The 17,289-nt window shown below is 69.6% G+C and carries 15 protein-coding genes; 10 read left to right on the top strand and 5 right to left on the bottom strand.

Features of this window, described 5'->3' with window-relative positions; translation table 11 throughout:
• Window positions 1-117: 117 nt before the first annotated feature.
• The 4 genes from infB to rimP all read right to left on the bottom strand — a co-directional run bounded on the left by infB (window position 118) and on the right by rimP (window position 5,402).
• Window positions 118-3,363 (bottom strand): translation initiation factor IF-2, encoded by a 3,246-nt coding sequence (gene infB, locus ACYVIO_RS22900; protein ID WP_460652902.1) that lies wholly within the window; start codon window positions 3,361-3,363, stop codon window positions 118-120.
• Between the two features lie 175 nt (window positions 3,364-3,538).
• A complete protein-coding gene (locus ACYVIO_RS22895; protein WP_460652901.1) occupies window positions 3,539-3,817 on the bottom strand; it encodes a YlxR family protein in 279 nt (92 codons plus the stop codon).
• A 44-nt stretch (window positions 3,818-3,861) separates the two neighbouring features.
• On the bottom strand, window positions 3,862-4,854 hold the full coding sequence (gene nusA, locus ACYVIO_RS22890) for a transcription termination factor NusA (RefSeq protein ID WP_425839308.1): 993 nt from the start codon (window positions 4,852-4,854) through the stop codon (window positions 3,862-3,864).
• Complete coding sequence (gene rimP, locus ACYVIO_RS22885) at window positions 4,854-5,402, bottom strand: ribosome maturation factor RimP (RefSeq protein WP_460652900.1); 549 nt, start codon at window positions 5,400-5,402, stop codon at window positions 4,854-4,856. Before rimP ends, nusA begins: the two co-directional genes overlap by 1 nt.
• Before the next feature lie 133 nt (window positions 5,403-5,535).
• Between rimP and ACYVIO_RS22880 the strand changes: the two genes are divergently transcribed.
• From ACYVIO_RS22880 to ACYVIO_RS22835, 10 genes are all read left to right on the top strand, one after another.
• The gene (locus ACYVIO_RS22880; RefSeq protein ID WP_460652899.1) at window positions 5,536-6,075 is read left to right on the top strand and encodes a cell division protein FtsK; all 540 of its coding nucleotides are present in this window, start codon (window positions 5,536-5,538) and stop codon (window positions 6,073-6,075) included.
• Entirely contained in the window at window positions 6,072-6,482 is a 411-nt protein-coding gene (locus ACYVIO_RS22875; RefSeq protein ID WP_460652898.1) for a ferritin-like domain-containing protein, read from the top strand. Before ACYVIO_RS22880 ends, ACYVIO_RS22875 begins: the two co-directional genes overlap by 4 nt.
• A 312-nt stretch (window positions 6,483-6,794) precedes the next feature.
• Complete coding sequence (locus ACYVIO_RS22870; protein WP_460652897.1) at window positions 6,795-7,193, top strand: cupin domain-containing protein; 399 nt, start codon at window positions 6,795-6,797, stop codon at window positions 7,191-7,193.
• Window positions 7,186-8,538, top strand: a complete 1,353-nt coding sequence (locus ACYVIO_RS22865; protein WP_460652896.1) for a class I tRNA ligase family protein — start codon at window positions 7,186-7,188, stop codon at window positions 8,536-8,538. The genes ACYVIO_RS22870 and ACYVIO_RS22865 overlap by 8 nt, the downstream gene beginning before the upstream one ends.
• Window positions 8,539-8,542: 4 nt before the next feature.
• A complete protein-coding gene (locus ACYVIO_RS22860; RefSeq protein ID WP_460652895.1) occupies window positions 8,543-10,933 on the top strand; it encodes an FAD-dependent oxidoreductase in 2,391 nt (796 codons plus the stop codon).
• On the top strand, window positions 10,930-11,307 hold the full coding sequence (locus ACYVIO_RS22855) for a hypothetical protein (protein WP_460652894.1): 378 nt from the start codon (window positions 10,930-10,932) through the stop codon (window positions 11,305-11,307). The genes ACYVIO_RS22860 and ACYVIO_RS22855 overlap by 4 nt, the downstream gene beginning before the upstream one ends.
• Before the next feature lies 1 nt (window position 11,308).
• The gene (locus ACYVIO_RS22850; protein WP_460652893.1) at window positions 11,309-12,574 is read left to right on the top strand and encodes an ATP-grasp domain-containing protein; all 1,266 of its coding nucleotides are present in this window, start codon (window positions 11,309-11,311) and stop codon (window positions 12,572-12,574) included.
• Window positions 12,571-13,854, top strand: a complete 1,284-nt coding sequence (locus ACYVIO_RS22845) for an MFS transporter (protein ID WP_460652892.1) — start codon at window positions 12,571-12,573, stop codon at window positions 13,852-13,854. Before ACYVIO_RS22850 ends, ACYVIO_RS22845 begins: the two co-directional genes overlap by 4 nt.
• Before the next feature lie 13 nt (window positions 13,855-13,867).
• Window positions 13,868-15,106, top strand: a complete 1,239-nt coding sequence (locus ACYVIO_RS22840) for an ATP-grasp domain-containing protein (protein ID WP_460652891.1) — start codon at window positions 13,868-13,870, stop codon at window positions 15,104-15,106.
• A gap of 131 nt (window positions 15,107-15,237) precedes the next feature.
• Entirely contained in the window at window positions 15,238-15,876 is a 639-nt protein-coding gene (locus ACYVIO_RS22835; RefSeq protein ID WP_460652890.1) for a lysoplasmalogenase family protein, read from the top strand.
• On the opposite strand, the gene ACYVIO_RS22830 is transcribed toward ACYVIO_RS22835, so the two are convergent.
• A complete protein-coding gene (locus ACYVIO_RS22830; RefSeq protein WP_460652889.1) occupies window positions 15,840-17,237 on the bottom strand; it encodes an alkaline phosphatase PhoX in 1,398 nt (465 codons plus the stop codon). The two genes, ACYVIO_RS22835 and ACYVIO_RS22830, sit on opposite strands and share 37 nt — an antisense overlap.
• Between the last annotated feature and the right edge of the window lie 52 nt (window positions 17,238-17,289).

Raw genomic sequence — 17,289 nt, 5'->3', positions numbered from 1 at the left:
GGGCTCACTCCCTCATTCATGCGTAACGTCCGGAGCGGCGGCTGTGACACCGCCGCTCCGGACGTTACTCCGCGAACCTGCCGCCGGGACCGATGGATCCCGGCGTACGGCCCTTTGTCAGCTGCGCGGCTTCTCGCGCAGCTCGAACGACTCGACGATGTCGCCGATCTTGATGTCGTTGAAGTTGTTCACCGTCAGACCACACTCGAAGCCCTCGCGGACCTCGGACGCGTCGTCCTTGAACCTCTTCAGCGACGACAGCTCGCCGTTCTCGACGATCACCGCACCGTCGCGGATCAACCGGACCTTGCCGTTGCGGCGGACCAGCCCACTGGTCACCCAGCAACCGGCGATGTTTCCGACCTTCGAGGAGCGGAAGATCTCGCGGATCTCCGCCTGGCCCAGCACGACCTCTTCGTAGATCGGCTTGAGCATGCCCTTCAGGGCCGCCTCGATGTCGTCGATCGCGGAGTAGATCACCGAGTAGTACCGGATGTCGACGCCCTCGCGCTCGGCCAGGTCGCCGGCCTTGCCCGCCGGCCGCACGTTGAAGCCGATGATGACCGCGTTGGAGGCCATCGCCAGGTTGACGTCGTTCTCGTTGATCGCACCGACACCGCGGTCGATGACGCGCAGGTTGACCTCGTCGTCGATCTCGATCCGAACCAGTGCGTCTTCCAGCGCTTCGACCGAACCGGACACGTCGCCCTTCAGGATGAGCAGCAGTTCCTGCGTCTCGCCCTTCTCCATCGAGGCCATGAAGTCCTCGAGGGTACGACGCGCGCGCCGCTTGGCGTTGGCCGCCGCACGAGCCCGTGCCTCACGCTTCTCGGCGATCTGGCGAGCCATCCGGTCGTCGTCCACGACAAGGAACTTGTCGCCGGCGCCCGGTACGGCGGTCAGACCGAGGACCAGGACCGGACGCGCCGGCGTGGCCTCCTCGACCGGGTTGCCGTGCTCGTCCAGCATCAGCCGCACGCGGCCGTACGCCGGACCGGCCACCATCGAGTCGCCGACCCGCAGCGTTCCGCGCTGTACCAGCACGGTCGCCACCGGACCACGGCCCTTGTCGAGGTTCGCCTCGATCGCGATGCCCTGGGCCGGCATGTTCGGGTTGGCCCGCAGGTCGAGCGCCGCGTCCGCGGTCAGCACGACACTCTCGAGCAGCCCGTCGATGTTGATCCGGGACTTCGCCGAGACGTCGACGAACATCGTGTCGCCGCCGTACTCCTCGGGGACCAGGCCGTACTCGGTCAGCTGACCGCGCACCTTGGTCGGGTCCGCCGCGGGGACGTCGATCTTGTTGACCGCGACCACGATCGGCACACCGGCCGCGCGGGCGTGGTTCAGCGCCTCGATCGTCTGCGGCATCACGCCGTCGTCGGCCGCGACCACCAGGATGACGATGTCGGTGGCCTGCGCACCACGAGCACGCATGGCGGTGAACGCCTCGTGACCCGGGGTGTCGACGAAGGTGATGGCGCGCTCGACGCCGTCGACCTCGGTGGTCACCTGGTAGGCACCGATGTGCTGGGTGATGCCACCGGCCTCCTTGGCGACGACGTTCGCCTCGCGGACCGCGTCCAGCAGCTTGGTCTTACCGTGGTCGACGTGACCCATCACGGTCACGACCGGCGGCCGCTTGACCAGGTCGTCCTCGTCGCCCTCGTTGGTGCCGAAGTCGATGTCGAACGACTGCAGCAGCTCGCGGTCCTCGTCCTCCGGGGACACGATCTGCACGTCGTACTCGAGCTCGGTGCCGAGCAGCTGCAGGGTCTCCTCGTTGACCGACTGGGTCGCGGTCACCATCTCACCGAGGTGGAACAGCACCTGCACCAGCGACGCCGGATCCGCGCCGACCTTCTCGGCGAAGTCCGTCAGCGAGGCACCACGGGCGAGCTTGACGACCTCGCCACCACCGTGGCGGACGCGAACGCCGCCGACGGCCGGAGCCTGCATGTTGTCGAACTCCTGGCGCTTCGCGCGCTTGGACTTGCGACCACGACGGGCCGGACCACCCGGACGCCCGAAGGCACCCTGTGTCCCGCCACGACCCCGGTTGCCCGGGCCCGGACGACCGCCGCCACCACCGGGGGGACCGCTCGGGCCACCACCGGGACGGAAACCGCCGCCACCGCCACCGCCGCCACCGCGCGGACCGGCACCCGGTCCACCCGGACCGCCGCCGCCACCGGGGCGACCACGGCCGCCACCGCCGCCACCCGCCGGAGCGGACGGACGACCGGTGAAGGTCCCGGCAGAGGACTTCGGCATCATCGCCGGGTTCGGCCGGGGAGCACCCGGTACGCCGCCCGGACGCGGACGGTCGTTGCCGCCGCCGCTACGGGCCTGCGGCGGGCGCGGGGGCATGCCGGCCGGGCTCGCGCCTGCCGGTGCCTGCGAACCGCCACCACCCTGACCCGGGCGGGCGCCACCGCGCTGCATGCCCTGGGTCGAGCTGAACGGGTTGTTGCCCGGACGCGGAGCACCCGGACGGGGACCACCAGGTCCACCGGCCGCGGGTCCACCCGGACGACCGCCACCGGGACGCGGGGCGCCACCCGGACGGGGAGCACCACCCGGACGCGGCGCGGAGCTCGAACCCGGACGGTCGGAACCGCCCGGACGCGGGGACGAACCCGGACGCGGACCGGAGCCCGGCGTACCGGGACGCGGTGCCGGACGGGAGTCCTCACGCGGTGCGCGAGCGGCCGGAGCCTCAGCGGCCCGCTCCTGCGTCGGCTGGCCGGACGAGGCCGGAGCCTCGGACGCGGCCGGAACCTCAGCCTGAACCGGAGCAGCCGGGGTGGCCTGCGCGGCCGGAGCCTCGAAAGCCGGCTCGGTGGTCGCCGGAGCGGCCGGAGCCGGAGCCTCGGTGCGCGGACCGGGCCGGGGGCCAGGACGCGGACCCGGACGAGCCGGTGCCGGAGTGGCACCAGCGGCCGGAGCGCTGGTCTCCTTGGCCGGAGCCTCGGTGACCGGAGCAGCCGGAGCCTCGGCCGCGGGGGCGGAGACCTCGGGAGCCTTCGGTGCTGCCGGGGCCGGAGCGGCCTCGGCGGCCGGCGCGGAAACGCGCTCGGCGGGTGCCGCGGGGGCAGGGGTTGCCACCTTCGCGGCGGGCTCCGCCGGGGTGACCGGAGCGGTCGCCTGCGGCGCAGCGGACGTGCTGGCGGCGGCCTTCTTGGCCGCGCGCTTCTTCGGCGGGTTCTTCTCGAACTCCTCCGCCAATCTACGGACTACGGGTGCCTCGATCGTCGAAGACGCCGATCGGACGAACTCTCCCATGTCGTTCAGCCTGGTCAGGACGACCTTGCTGGTAACTCCGAGCTCTTTCGCGAGCTCGTAGACCCGGACCTTTGCCACTACTCTCCCTCTGGTCCGAGCCTGGGGGCGCGGACCGTTAGTTGACGTACATGCTCATCGCATTGCACTCATCGTTCGACACTCATCGAGTGGTCATGAGTCGATGACCCGCCTTCATGTCGTCGCGGCTCATGCCGCGGGCGGCCGGGCGGCCGCACTTGGTGGTGCTGTGGTGCTACTGCTTCTCGACCTGTGCCCTTACGAGGCTCAGATCAAGCGGTCCCGGGACCTTGAAGGCCCTGGGAAACGCTTTGCGCCGCTCGGCGAGGTCGAGACACCCGGTCACCGGGTGCAAGTGCGCCCCACGGCCAGGTGCTCGATGCGCGGGATCCGGGAGAACTAATCCTCCGGACACCGTCATCCGCAGCAAGCCGGTCGGACTGTCCCGTTTCCGACACCCGATGCAAGTACGCTCCCGAACCTTCTCAGGGCGCGCGTCTGCAGTTTCTGTCACAGTTCCTCAGGGTGTGGTGACGACTCAGTCGACCGACCGAGAAGTCAGTCTACCTTCTCGTCCCCACGAGTCACATCAGTATCCGGCCGGATGTCGATTCGCCACCCGGTCAGCCGGGCGGCGAGGCGGGCGTTCTGCCCTTCCTTGCCGATCGCCAGCGAGAGCTGGTAGTCCGGTACGACGACCCGCGCGGCGCGCGCGGCAGCGTCGACGACCTCCACTGATGAAACCTGCGCCGGCGACAGCGCATTCCCGACGAACGTCGCCGGGTCGTCGCTGTGGTCGATGATGTCGATCTTCTCACCGTGCAGCTCGTGCATGATGTTGCGCACCCGCTGGCCCATCGGGCCGATGCAGGCGCCCTTGCCGTTCACCGAGGGGTTCAGCGTGCGGACCGCGATCTTGGTCCGGTGGCCGGCCTCACGGGCGATCGCGGTGATCTCGACGGTGCCGTCGGCGATCTCCGGCACCTCCAGCGCGAACAGCTTCTTGACCAGGTTCGGGTGCGTGCGCGAGACGGTGATCTGCGGGCCCTTGAAGCCCTTGCGGACCCCGACCACGTAGACCCGCAGCCGCGAGCCGTGCTCGTACTTCTCCCCCGGCACCTGCTCCGGCGCCGGCAGCACGGCCTCGATCTTGCCCAGGTCGACCATCACCGACCGCGGGTCGCGGCCCTGCTGGACGATGCCGGACACGATGTCGCCCTCCTTGCCGGAGAACTCGCCGTACCGCACCTCGTCCTCGGCGTCACGCAGCCGCTGCAGGATGACCTGCTTGGCCGTGGTGGCCGCGATCCGGCCGAAGTCGGCCGGGGTGTCGTCGAACTCGCGGACGAGGTTGCCCTCGTCGTCCATCTCGCGGGCCGTCACCGTGACGTGCCCGCTCTTGCGGTCCAGCTCCGCACGGGCGTGCTGCTGGGCGCCCTCGGTCTTGTGGTACGCGACCAGCAGGGCCTGCTCGATCGCCTCCACCACGACGTCGAAGGCGATGTCCTTCTCCCGCTCCAGCGAGCGCAGGACGGCCATGTCGATGTCCATCAGTTCTCCTCCACCGTGCCGTCAGCAGCCTCGGCGTCGTCTTCTTCGTGGTCTTCCAGGACTTCTTCGTCTTTGCCGGCCGGCCGGTTGAACTCGATCTGGACCTTGGCCTTGACCACGTCGGCGAACTTCACCGTGCGGGTCCGGCCCTTGACGTCCAGCTCGGCGGTCTCCTCGGTGACCGTGGTGACCCGTCCGGTGACCTTGTCGCCGCTTTCCAGCGTGACCGCGACCAGGCGGGTCAGGTTGCGCCGCCAGTGCCGCGGCTGCGTGAGCGGCCGGTCGACCCCGGGGCTGGAGACCTCCATCGTGTAGGCGCCGCCGCCCATGATGTCGTCGGCGTCCAGCGCCTTGGAGATCGCGCGGGTGACCTCGGCGACGTCGTCCAGGCTGATCCCGCCGTCGCGGTCGATCAGCACCCGCAGCAGGCGGCGCTTCCCGGCCTGCGTGATCTCGGCGTCCTCCAGGTCGCAGCCGAACTGCGCGACGATCGGCCGGAGAAAGTTCTCGAGGCTCGTGGTGTCCGTGTGGTCAGTCTTTCGGCTCACAGGTAAACCTGCCTCTCTCCAGTTGTGCACCCGTTCTGCCCCGATCCGCAGGGCAGTAGCCCACCTTATCCGGCCCACGACGTTGTCCTGACCAACGGCTCGACCGAGCTGGGGAGCCGATAGGGTTTCGGCCATGCCGGAGGCCCCCGTCCACTTGTCCCGCCGTGCTGCCCTGGTGGTGGCAGGCGTCGCCGTACTGGTCAGTGGATGTGACGACGACAAGCCGGCCACCGGTACTCCGGGCGCCTCGGAAGGGCCGGACGGATCGGTCCAGCCGCCCGCACCGAGCACCGACCCGAAGGTCGTGGCCGCTCTGACCGCCGCGGCCACCCAGGTCGCGCAGCTGGCACTGCGGGTGAGCGCGGCCGGCCAGGCACTGCCCGCTCTGCGCACCCAGCTCGCCCCGGCGGTCCAGAGCCACGCCGCGCACGCCGCCAAGCTCAAGGAGCTCAGCGGCACCGAGCCGCCGCAGCCCGGCAAGCTACCGCCGCTGCCGAAGGCGTCGGCCGCCGTACTGGCTGATCTGGCGGCGCGGGAGCAGAAGCTGTCCGTCGCCCACGCCACCGCGGCCGGCAAGCTCACGGGCCAGGCCGCTCGCGTGCTGGCGATGATCGCCGCCTCCGAGAGCCAGCTCGCCGCCACCCTGACTCCCAAGAAGAAGGCCGGTACGTGACCGAGATCGAAGCCCTGCAGGCGGCGATCGCCGGTGAGCACGCGGCCCTGTACGGCGTGGGCGTGGCCGGCGGGAAGCTCAGCGGTGCCCGGTTCGGCGCGGCGACCACTCTGTACGAGCGGCACCGGTCCCGGCGCGACCAGCTGGCCGACCTGCTGATCGAGGGCGGCGAGACCCCGGCCGCGGCCGAACCGGCGTACGACCTGCCACAACCGGTCACCAACGCGGCCACCGCGACCGCCCTGATCCTCGGCCTCGAACGCCGGCTGGCGGCCGTGTACGGCGACTTGGTCGAGGCCGCCGAGCAGGACCGGACCCGGACCTTCGCGATCGAGGCGCTGATCGCGACGTCGCGTGAGCAACTGGTCTGGGGCGGCAGGCCCACGGCCTTCCCCGGGCAGGTCTGACCAAGTTCAACCAACCGATCGCTTTGCGTGCCTGAACCGGCACGGAATGCGGTCGGCGGATGTGCGTAACGAATGATTTCCGGTGCGGTTACGCCTTTTGGGGAATTCGTTGCGTACTCCCCTTTACTCCGAGCGTGACCTTCCCTATATTTTCCGCCACGGAGACTGGGGGGTCGCCGGGTTTCGCCCACGTCGTACGCCGCCGCGTGCTGCTGGGCGCTCATCCAAGGCTGAATACGCGTCTTGTCCGTACCTTCATTCCTGCACACTTCTCGAGCTGCGCGCACACGCGGCTACGGAGGGTAGTGAAGCATGCGTACATTCGATGTGGTCACCGGCGAGAGCCTTTTCGTGAACGATCTTCGCGTGGTCCGCTGGGAGCAGTACGGCCTCGGGTCCACGATGCCTTTCCAGGCGATGTGGTACTCGGTGCCCCCGGGCGACGAGAGCCCGATCGACCAGCACCCCGAGCTCGAACTGTCGATCGTCGTGGCCGGTACGGCGCACGTCCTGGTCGGCGGCACCGAGACCGTGGTCCCGCACGGCAACGCGTTCCTGCTGGACAGCAAGGAAGCGCACGTCGTCCAGAACCGGTCGGCCGACGAGGCCCTGATGGTCTTCAGCGCCTACTGGTACCCCGAGGCCGCCACCGCCGCGGCAGCCGTGCTGGCCGAGAGATCGGTCGAGGCCGTGGCAGTCGGCCATGACTGATCCGGTCACCGTCTACACCTTTCCCCAGCCGACCGTGAACGGGCCGCTGCACGTCGGGCACCTGTCCGGTCCCTACGTCGCGGCGGACATCGCCGCCCGGGCCGCGCGGGCCCGTGGCGAGCAGGTCGTCGTCACCAGCGGCCTGGACGTCCACCAGAACTACGTCCTGACCCGCGCCGAGCTCGAGGGCGTCGAGGTCGGCGTGATGATGGCCGACTTCCGGGCCGGCATGCAGGAGACCTACCAGCAGGCACGGATCGGCTACGACCGCTTCAGCGACCCGCTGGCCGACGAGCACGCGCCGGTCATCCGCGACCTGATGAACCACCTGGTCACGAGCGGCGCGGCACCGTTGCGCGAGGTGACCCTGTACGCCTGCGCGGACTGCGACCGGACGCTGCACGAGTCCTACCTGAACGGGCTCTGCGGCGGCTGCCACTCGCCCGCCGCCGGTGGCGCCTGCGAGGTGTGCGGTGGCTTCACCCAGGTCGACACCATGGTCGATCCGGTCTGCGGCCGCTGCGGCGGTGCGCCTCGCCCGTTCCAGGCGGAAGTGCCTGTACTGCGGATGGAGGACTACCGCGAGCAGCTCACCGCCGTCTGGCTGAGGGCACAGCTGCCGCCCGCCGTACGGGCTCTGATCGGTCGGCAACTGGCGGCCGGACTGCCGGAGATCGCGCTGGCCTACCCGACCAACTGGGGCATCGAGGGTGACCGGGAACTGACCGGTCTGCGGATCGGGGCGTACACCGAGGTCGCGCTGACCGACCTCGCGAACATCGCCCGGGCGGTCGACCCGACGGCCACCGATCTGCCCGGCTACCTGGCCGCGCTGGGCCGGGTGGACTCGCTGTGGCACTTCCTCGGTCTCGACAACGCGTACTGGTACGCCGTCTACTGGCAGGCGCTCTGGGCGGCCTGCGGAATGACCGAACTGCCGCTTTCCGGACTAGTCGTGAACGAGTTCTACACCCTCGACGGCGCGAAGTTCTCGACCAGCCGCAATCACGCGATCTGGGCGAACGAACTGCTGCACAAGGAAGACCCGTCAATCGTTCGTTTGTACCTTGCGTGGGACCGGCCGGACCGCTATCGCAGCGATTTCACCTGGCATTCTTTCCAGGCTTTCACCGACCGGGTGAAGCCATTGCTGGCCGACGGGCGGGAGGTCGGGCAGACGCTCGATCCGGCGCTCGCCGCGCGCGAACTGGCCCGTGGTGAGGCCGCTCTGCGCCCGGCGGGGTTCGACCCGGCGCTGGCCGCGCGCAGCCTGATCGAGCTGCTCGAAGGAGGCGTCCGGGACACCGGTCACCTGCTGACGGCGCTGACCGGGTCCGGTGAGTAGGCCGATGCGGATCTGCGTGATCGGAGCCGGGATCGCCGGCACGTTGCTCGCCTGGCGCCTCCGGTCCTACCCCGGGGTCGAGGTCGACCTCGTCACCGGCGTACCGGGACCTGACGCCACCGCTGCGTCCGGTGGCGGTGTCCGGGGCTTCGAGACCCATCCGGAGCAGCGCAGGCTCGCGGTCGAGAGCCTGGCCGAGCTGTTCGAGACGCCCGGCCTGCTGGACCAGGCCGGCTACACCGAGACCGGTTCGACGTACCTGATGACCGGGTACGACGGGCTGGAGGACGCCGTCGCCGAGGTGGAGCACGTGCACCCCGGGTCCACCGAGCTCGTCGACGGGAGCGCGCTGCGCCGCCTCGGCTGGCACGGGCTCCCGGACGGGACGGTCGGCGTACTGGAGAAGCGGGCCGGGTTCATCCGGCCCGACCAACTGCGGGCCCTGGTGATCGACCAGCTGGCCCGCTCCGAGAACAGCAGGGTCGTCACCGGCCCTGTGCTCGGGCTGGTACCTCACCCCGACGGCTCGGTCACCTGCCGCACACCCGGCGGCAGTGACCGGTACGACGTCGTCGTGGTGGCGGCCGGCCCGTGGACGCCCGGACTGCTCACCGGCAATGCCTTGCCGGCCGACCAGTACCGGACGAAGGCGATCCAGGTCGCCGTGCACCGCGTGGCGGGAGCCCTCCCGACCATGTTCGTCGACGAGACCAGTGACCTGTACGGGCGCCCGACGGCAGACGGCGGTCTGCTGCTGGGCGTCGACACGCACCGCTGGTCCGTCCCGCCCGGCAGCAGCGCACCGATCCACGACCTGACGGCCCAAGCCGTCCGGCTCGCGGGTGAGCGGCTGCCACACCTTCGGCTCTCGGAGACCGCGCACACGGTCACCAACGCCGACTGCTACGCCGATCCGCCGGTACTGACCCTCTGGTCGGTCCTCGGCAGCACCCATCGGCTCTTCACCTTCACCGGTGGGTCCGGCGGCAGCGTGAAAACCGCGCTGGCCGCTAGCCGGACGGCAGCGAACACGCTGCTCGGCACCGGAACGAACACGCGCACCACCACTTCGCGGACGGAGAACAAGCGCATGACCATCATGGAACCAGGCACCAGACGAAGCAGCGACGCCGCCGGCTTGACCCGGTACCACACGATCGGGATCGGAGCCGGGCCGTCGAACCTCTCGCTGGCCGCCCTCTACAAGAACGTCACCACGGAGAAGCTGGCCCTGTTCGACTCCCGGCCGGTGGCCGGCTGGCACACGCCGCTGCTCTACCCGGGTGTCCGGATGCAGACCGGTTGGATGAAGGACCTGGTCTCCCTGGTCGACCCCCGGCACGAACTGACGTTCCTGAACTACCTGGTCACATCCGGTCGGCTCTACGCGCTGATCAACTCCCAGTTCGACTCGCTCCCCCGGATCGAGTACGAGCGCTACCTGGCCTGGGCCACCGAACGCCTCGGCGTGGTGAACTTCAGCTCGCGGGTGGACTCGATCGCGATCACCGACGACGGCTTCGAGGTGTCCGTCGACGGTACGCCGGTCGCGGTCTCCGAGCACCTGGTCCTCGGCCTGGGCACCCGGCCGGTCTGGCCGGAGTACGTCCGCAACCTGCCGTCGGGCCGGGCGTTCATCGCCGACGAGCTCGGCGTCCGGATGCCCGACCTCGAGCCGCACAAGGCCGACCCGATCGCGGTCGTCGGTGGTGGCCAGACCGGGCTCGAGTGCGTGCTGCGCCTGCTCGGCTCGGGCTTCACCGACATCCGGTGGCTCGGCCGCAACCAGTGGTTCCGCAGCATCGACGACTCCCCGATGGCCAACGAGCTCTACCGCCCGTCGCACATCGAGTTCCTGCAGGGCCTGAACCGCAGCAAGCGGCGCGAGATGATCGTCGACTCCCGCTACAGCGGCGACGCGATCACCCCTGGTGGGCTCCGGGCGCTCTACCAGGGCAACTACGACGGTCTGCTGACGCTGGGCCGGTTCCCGGTCACGCTGCTGCCGGGCCGCGACGTCCTGTCGTCCGAGCTGCTCGCCGACGGCCTGCTGCGGCTGAACTGTTCGACCACGGTCACCCCCGAGCACCACGACGTACGGCACGTCGTCGTCGCCGCGGGCCGCGAGCACGTCCAGGCGCCGTTCAGCGACGACCTGCGCGAGCGGATCGACTACGACGACGACGGCGAGATGCTGGTCGAGCCGGACTACTCGGTGCGCTGGAAGGGCATGAACGGCCACCGGATCTACTCGTTCAACGCCAGCCGGTACAGCCACGGCCTGACCAACGCCGGTCTGACCCAGCTGCCGGTCCGCGCCGCGATCGTGCTGAACTCGATGTTCGACCGGGAGATCTACCCGATCTCCGACGAGCTGTGCGCGGTGCAGTGGTGACCGCCGCAGCCTCCGAGCACCCGGTGGTCCCGGACGTCGACGGCGTCTGGTTCCGGCTCGTGGTCGACGATCCGGCCGGCGGCGCGCCGTACGGGCAGTACCACCGCGACAACGACCTGGTCTGGGCCGAGTTCTACGCCGGCGGCACGCTGCGCAGCGGCCGGCTGGTCGGGCACCTGCAGGACGACGGCTCGATCCGGGCCGCGTACTGCCTGCTCACCGCGGCCGGTGAGGTGGTCAGCGGCGAGTGCCTCAGCATCCCCGAGTTCGATGCCCGGGGCAACATTCGGATCGCCGACCACTTCCGCCGCGGCGACGGCAGCAGCGGTGTCACCTACATCGAGCAGATCCCTGCTCCGGTCCGGGAGGCCTGAGATGAACCCCACCACCGAACGCCCGCACCTGCTCGTGGTGGCGACCGGGATGCGCCTGTTCCGGGAGTACATCCTGCGCTCGGTCGCGCCGCAGTACCGGATCCACATGTTCCTGCACGCGGAGCCGACCTGGGAGAAGGAGTACATCGAAGCCTGGACCGTGCTCGAGACGACTCTGGACGCCGACGCGCTGGTCGCCGCGGCCCGCAAGCTCCATGAGACGGAGCCGATCGACGGAGTGCTCTGCTGGGACGAGGCGCGGATCCTCCAGACCGCCCACGTCGCCGAGGCGCTCGGCCTGCCGGGCGGTGACGTCGCGATGATCAACCGCTGTCGCGACAAGCACCTCACCCGTACGGCGCTCGCCGCGCAGGGCGTCCCGCAGCCGGAGTCCGTACTCGTGGACACCGTCGACGAGGCGCTCGTCACCGCCGACAAGCTCGGCTACCCGGTGATCCTCAAGCCGCGCGCGCTGGCCGCCAGCCTCGGCGTGGTCAAGGTGAACTCGGCCGAGGAGCTGACCGCGAACTGGGCCTTCGCGCACGACACGACCGTTCCCGAGGCGCCGCACTACGACGTCAAGGTGCTGGTCGAGGAGTTCGCCGACGGCTACGAGATCAGCATCGACGCGGCCGTCTTCCAGGGTCAGGTGACGCCGTTCTGCCTGGCCCGCAAGGAGATCGGCTACCCGCCGTACGCCGAGGAGATCGGGCACTACGTCGACGCGGCCGACCCGTTGCTGGCCGACGAGCAGCTGTTCCAGGTGCTCGCCGACGCGCACGCGGCGATCGAGTTCACCGACGGGGTCACCCACACCGAGATCATGATGACCGCCGACGGCCCGAAGGTGATCGAGATCAACGCCCGCATCGGCGGCGACATGATCCCGTACCTCGGGCTGCAGGCGACCGGCGCCGACCCGGGCCTGGCCGCGGCGGCGGTCGCGACCGGGCGCACGCCGGAGCTGGTCCCGGACCGCACGATGGTCGGCGGGGTGCGGTTCTTCTACGTCGACGAGAACGACACCGTGCTGGACTCGGTCTCCTTCGAGGAGGCCGACCTGCCGGGGACGATCGACCAACTGGTCCCGTTGATGGAAGCCGGCCAGACCACCAGTCCCCCGCCGGAAGGCACGCTGTGGGGCCGGATCGCGTACGCGACCGTGGTGGCCACGTCGATGGACGACTGCCGGGCCGGGCTCGACGCCGCCGAGAAGGCACTGCGCTGGTCCGGCAAGGTCAAGGAGCCGGAGGAGGCAGCGTCATGACCGAAACCACGGAGGACACCGGTATCTGGGTGACCATCCGGGAAGCGCCCGCCGCGGTCAAGGCCCTGTTGATCGGCAACTTCGTCAACAAGCTCGGCTGGTTCCTGCAGGTCTTCCTGGTGCTCTTCCTGACCACCTCGAAGGGCTTCACCGACGTCCAGGCCGGTACGGCGCTGGGTGTGTACGGCGGCGGCACGGTCGTCGGTCTGATCATCGGCGGCTCGCTGTCGGACAAGATCGGGCCGCGGGCGGCCGTACTGATCAGCATGTTCGGCATGGCCGGCTTCGTGCTGGCGATCGCGTACGTGCCGAGCTACACGGCCATTCTGATCGTCGTCGCGCTGGCCGGTGCGGTCGGGCAGTTCTACCGGCCCGCCTCGGCGGCACTGCTGACCGAGCTGACCCCGAAGCATCGCCAGGTGATGATCTTCGCGGTCTACCGGTTGACGATGAACGTCGGCGCCACGGCCGCACCGCTCGTCGGTGCGGCCCTGGTGGCCATCTCGTGGGACCTGCTGTTCATCGGCGAGGCCCTGGCCGCGCTGGCGTACGCGGCGGTCGCGATCATCGCGCTGCCCAAGCGGCGGTCCGCTGCTACCGACGAGACTGCTCAGGACACACCGGCGGCGGAACCTGCTGCCGCGGGCAACTACCTGACCGTGCTGCGGGACTACAAGTACGTGCTGTTCCTGGTCTGCATGTTCATCAACGCCGCGATCTACATGCAGTACCTCGCGGTTCTGCCGCTGCACATGAAGGCCGACGGGCTGTCGACGTGGTGGTTCAGCGCGGTGGTCGCGCTGAACGGGTTCATCGTCATCACCTGCGAGCTGCTGGTCACGAAGGTGGTCCAGCACTGGGCACCGAAGCTGGTCGTGATCGCGGGCTTCGTCCTGCTCGGCGGCGGTCTGGCGTTCTACGCGCTGCCCGGCGGAGTGGCGATCTTCGTGATCGGCACGCTGCTGTGGACGCTGGCCGAGATCATCGCGGGTCCGACCATGTTCGCGTACCCCGGGATGGCCGCGCCACCGCAACTGCTCGGCCGGTACGTCGGGTCGGCGCACGCCATGTTCGGCCTGGGCTCCGCGCTCGGCCCGTTCCTGGGCGTGTGGATCTGGAACAACTCCGGAACCGACGTGTGGCTGTGGTGCGGGCTCGCCGGTCTGATCGGGATCGTCCTGGCCGCCATCGGCATGCCGGGCAAGCCGATGGCCGCCACCGAGGAACCGGCCGTGGACATGACCCCGGCCACCGAGCCGTTGCCGAGCGAGACTTCGTAGTAGGAGAACTCTGATGTCCAAATACACGATCATCGTGGACCCACTGTCCACAGGGCAGGAATACCCTGCCGCCTTCAAGGAGGCCGGGCAGACTCCGGTCGCCGTACTGAGTGGGCTCGTGCCGCCGCCGGCGTTCACGACCAGCTGGCACCCGGAGGAGTTCGAGCACATCCACTACTTCACCGGGGACGTCGCCGCGCTGGCCGAGGAGCTTCGGCAGTACGAGCCGGAGTACCTGTTCCCCGGCGCGGAGAGCGGGACCGAGCTGTGCGACCAGCTGATCGAGATCCTGGTCCCCGGCACCGGCAACGTGCCGGAGCTCGCGTCCGCGCGAAGGGACAAGTGGGACATGGCCGAGGCGCTGCGCCTCGCCGGTGTCCCCCGGCTGCGGCAGATCCGGACCGCCGACCCGGCCGAGGCCGAGCGCTGGCTGAAGGAGAACGACCTGCTCGGACGGCGGCTGGTGATCAAGCCGCCGAAGAGCGCCGCCGGTGACGAGGTGTACGTCGTCTTCGAGGACGGCGACTGGCGCGAGCGGTTCGACCGGGTGCTCGGGCGGACCAACAAGATGGGCCTGGTCAACGACGCCGTCCTGATCCAGGAGTACGCCGAAGGCACCGAGTACCTGGTCGACAGCTACACCGTCGACGGCAAGCACTCGCTGGTCGACGTCTGCCGCTACACGAAGATCAGCCGCGGTGACAAGATCGGCATCTACCACCGGATCGACTTCCTGGCCGAGGACGACCCGGAGGTCCAGGCGCTCTGGCCGTACACCCAGCAGGTGCTGGACGCGGTCGGCATCCGGATCGGCTGCGGGCACGCCGAGGTGATGATGACCGCGGACGGCCCGCGCCTGATCGAGGTCGCGGCCCGGCCTGCCGGTGGCGGGCACCAGATGGTCAGCGAACTGGCCACCGGTGACAACCACATCAAGCGGACCGTCGCGCACCGGGTGCGCGGCGAGGTGCGGGACGGGTTCGACCTGGTCCAGCACCTGCGCGGGATCTTCGTCTCGGCGTACCGGGACGGGTACTTCCGCAACCGTGAGGTCTTCGACGGGATCGAGAGCCTGAAGTCGTTCCACTGGATGAAGATCCTGCACGAGGAGGACGCCGTCGTCCCGGAGACGGTCGACCTGTTCACCTGCCTGGCCTGGGTGATCCTGATCCACAGCGACGCCCAGACCCTCGACGACGACTACCGCCGCGTGCTGGAGATGGAGGCCGCGATCGTCATCGACGAACCGTAGGACCGGGCGCGGAATGCAGCCATGACCCCCCAGTCGATCCGCTGACTCCCCCGCTCTGCTGGGCCCGGGCACTCCGCCCGGGCCCAGAATTCATCCACTGCTGTTCACTTCAAGTCGGCACACTCGACCACATGAGCCTGAGCCACCTGGTGAACACCCGACGAGGCCTCTTCGCGTACACCACCGCCTCCGTCGTCCACGTCGCCGCGGTCGCGTTCGACGTGAAGATCCTCCGGCAGGCCAGCAAAGCCACGCTCATGCCGTTGCTCCTCGCCTGGTCCCGATCCCGCCAGGCCCCACCACTCCTCCAGGCCGCCTTGCTCGCGTCAGCCGCCGGCGACCTCTTGCTGGAGACCGAGCTCCAATCAGCAGGCATCGCAGCCTTCGCAGCAGCCCATGCCTGCTACCTGGCGCTCATGCTCCCGGAATCCACCCAGCGCTCGTGGCGCGTGCTCGCGGCGTACGGCGCCCTCTGGGCCGCACTCGTCGCGGTGCTCTCGCGTGGACTCGGCTCCCAGCGCGTCCCGGTCGCGGCGTACGCATTGTTGCTCACGGCAACGGCTGTGGTCTCGCGCTGGCACAACCCGCGCAGCGGCGTCGGCGGCGCGCTGTTCCTGGTCTCGGACGCGCTGATCGCGCTCCGGCTGGCCGGGCACGACTTCCCGGGCCGGAGCGCGCTCACGATGGCGACGTACGCCGGAGGCCAGTACCTACTGACCTCCGGCGTCACGAATCAGCGCCTACGGCGCCAGGGTCCGCTGATCGCGTAGGTGATCCCCGGGTTGTAGACGTTGAAGAACATCGTCCGGCCGTCCGCGGAGAACCCCGCACCGGCCAGTTCGCCGTACTCCGGCTCCTCGGGCGTCCCGTTGTTGACCCGGTTCCGTGCGAACTTGAAGACCTCGCCGTCCTCGGTCGTGCCGAGGATGTGCTGCTCGCCGAGGCCGTCCTCACACATCATCAGCCCGCCGTACGGCGACATCGTGATGTTGTCCGGGGCATCGAACTCGGGGTCGTCGGAGCCGGGCGACGGCCGGGTGAAGATCACCATCAGCCGCAGCGTCTTGCGCCGCGGGTCGAAGCGCCAGACCTGGCCGTCGTGGTTGACCTTCGGGCCGAGCTCGGTCCGCGCGAACGACGACACGAAGTACACGCAGCGGTCCAGCGAGCCCCACCAGCAGCCCTCGAGCTTGTACCCACCGGTGATCGGCTTGGCGTAGTCCTGCGCCCGCACCGACTCCGACGTGGCCAGCGGGTCGGGCACCTTGACCCACTGCACGCCGCGGAACTCGGTACCTGCCTCCTGCACCACCGAAAGGTCCGGCAGGCCCGGGATGTGCATCGCCTGCAGCTCGCCGCCGGCCCGCAGGCTGCCCCAGCCGCCGCGCGGACGGTTCGGCAGGAAGCGGTAGAACCCGCCGAGCGGCGCGATGAACGCGTCCTCGGTCTCGTACACGATGCCGGTCGCCGGGTCGATCGCGACGGCCTCGTGCTGGAAGCGGCCCATCTGCTTCAGCGGCGTCGGGTGCACGTTGCGGCGGTCGTCGTACGGGTCGACCTCGAAGATGAAGCCGTGGTCCTTGGTGTAGCCGCTCTCGCCGGCCTTGAGCTCGGTCTCCTCGCAGGTCAGCCAGGTCCGCCACGGGGTGATGCCGCCGGAGCAGTTGATCGCCGTACCGCCGAGGCTGGTGAACTCCTTGGTGGCGTGGTTGTGCCGGTCGACCACCAGCGTGCTGGTGCCGCCGAAGCCCATCGGGTCGTAGGTCCGCTCCGGCGGCGCCTTCACACCGATCGTTGCCGTCGGGCTGCACTCGTGGTTGCGGACCAGCCGGTTGCCGCCGTGCCGGTCCGGGAACGTCCCCATCCCGTCGAACCGGCTCGGCGTCTTGATCCCGTCCGGGCGCACGGTGGCCTCGCGCGAGAGCACGTTGTAGCTGAACCCGCGGGGCAGGTCGAGCATCCCCTTCGGGTCCTCGATCAACGGCCCGTACCCGATCTTCGGACCGGACGTGCCCAGCGCCGGCTGAGCGGTGAAGAGCGCTTCGACGGACCCCACCACGCTGACCGCGACTCCGGCCGCGGCCGCTCGGGCGACGAACTGACGCCTGGACAGGGGATTTGTTGCGGTCACGGCGGGCCTCCTTGTGAGTACAAGCAGTTGACGCCAGTGAACGTACGGTAAA

It is taken from the genome of Kribbella endophytica, from assembly GCF_054781295.1.
Note: the sequence above shows the minus strand (reverse complement) of the source record. Positions and strands in the feature narration are given on the sequence as shown.

What these genes read in the sequence shown, in the direction of transcription:
- nusA (WP_425839308.1), bottom strand. Translation starts at nt 4,854, where the DNA reads ATGGACATCGACATGGCCGTCCTGCGCTCGCTGGAGCGGGAGAAGGAC.
- ACYVIO_RS22880 (WP_460652899.1), top strand. Translation starts at nt 5,536, where the DNA reads ATGCCGGAGGCCCCCGTCCACTTGTCCCGCCGTGCTGCCCTGGTGGTG.
- ACYVIO_RS22870 (WP_460652897.1), top strand. Translation starts at nt 6,795, where the DNA reads ATGCGTACATTCGATGTGGTCACCGGCGAGAGCCTTTTCGTGAACGAT.
- ACYVIO_RS22865 (WP_460652896.1), top strand. Translation starts at nt 7,186, where the DNA reads ATGACTGATCCGGTCACCGTCTACACCTTTCCCCAGCCGACCGTGAAC.
- ACYVIO_RS22860 (WP_460652895.1), top strand. Translation starts at nt 8,543, where the DNA reads ATGCGGATCTGCGTGATCGGAGCCGGGATCGCCGGCACGTTGCTCGCC.
- ACYVIO_RS22850 (WP_460652893.1), top strand. Translation starts at nt 11,309, where the DNA reads ATGAACCCCACCACCGAACGCCCGCACCTGCTCGTGGTGGCGACCGGG.
- ACYVIO_RS22845 (WP_460652892.1), top strand. Translation starts at nt 12,571, where the DNA reads ATGACCGAAACCACGGAGGACACCGGTATCTGGGTGACCATCCGGGAA.
- ACYVIO_RS22840 (WP_460652891.1), top strand. Translation starts at nt 13,868, where the DNA reads ATGTCCAAATACACGATCATCGTGGACCCACTGTCCACAGGGCAGGAA.
- ACYVIO_RS22835 (WP_460652890.1), top strand. Translation starts at nt 15,238, where the DNA reads ATGAGCCTGAGCCACCTGGTGAACACCCGACGAGGCCTCTTCGCGTAC.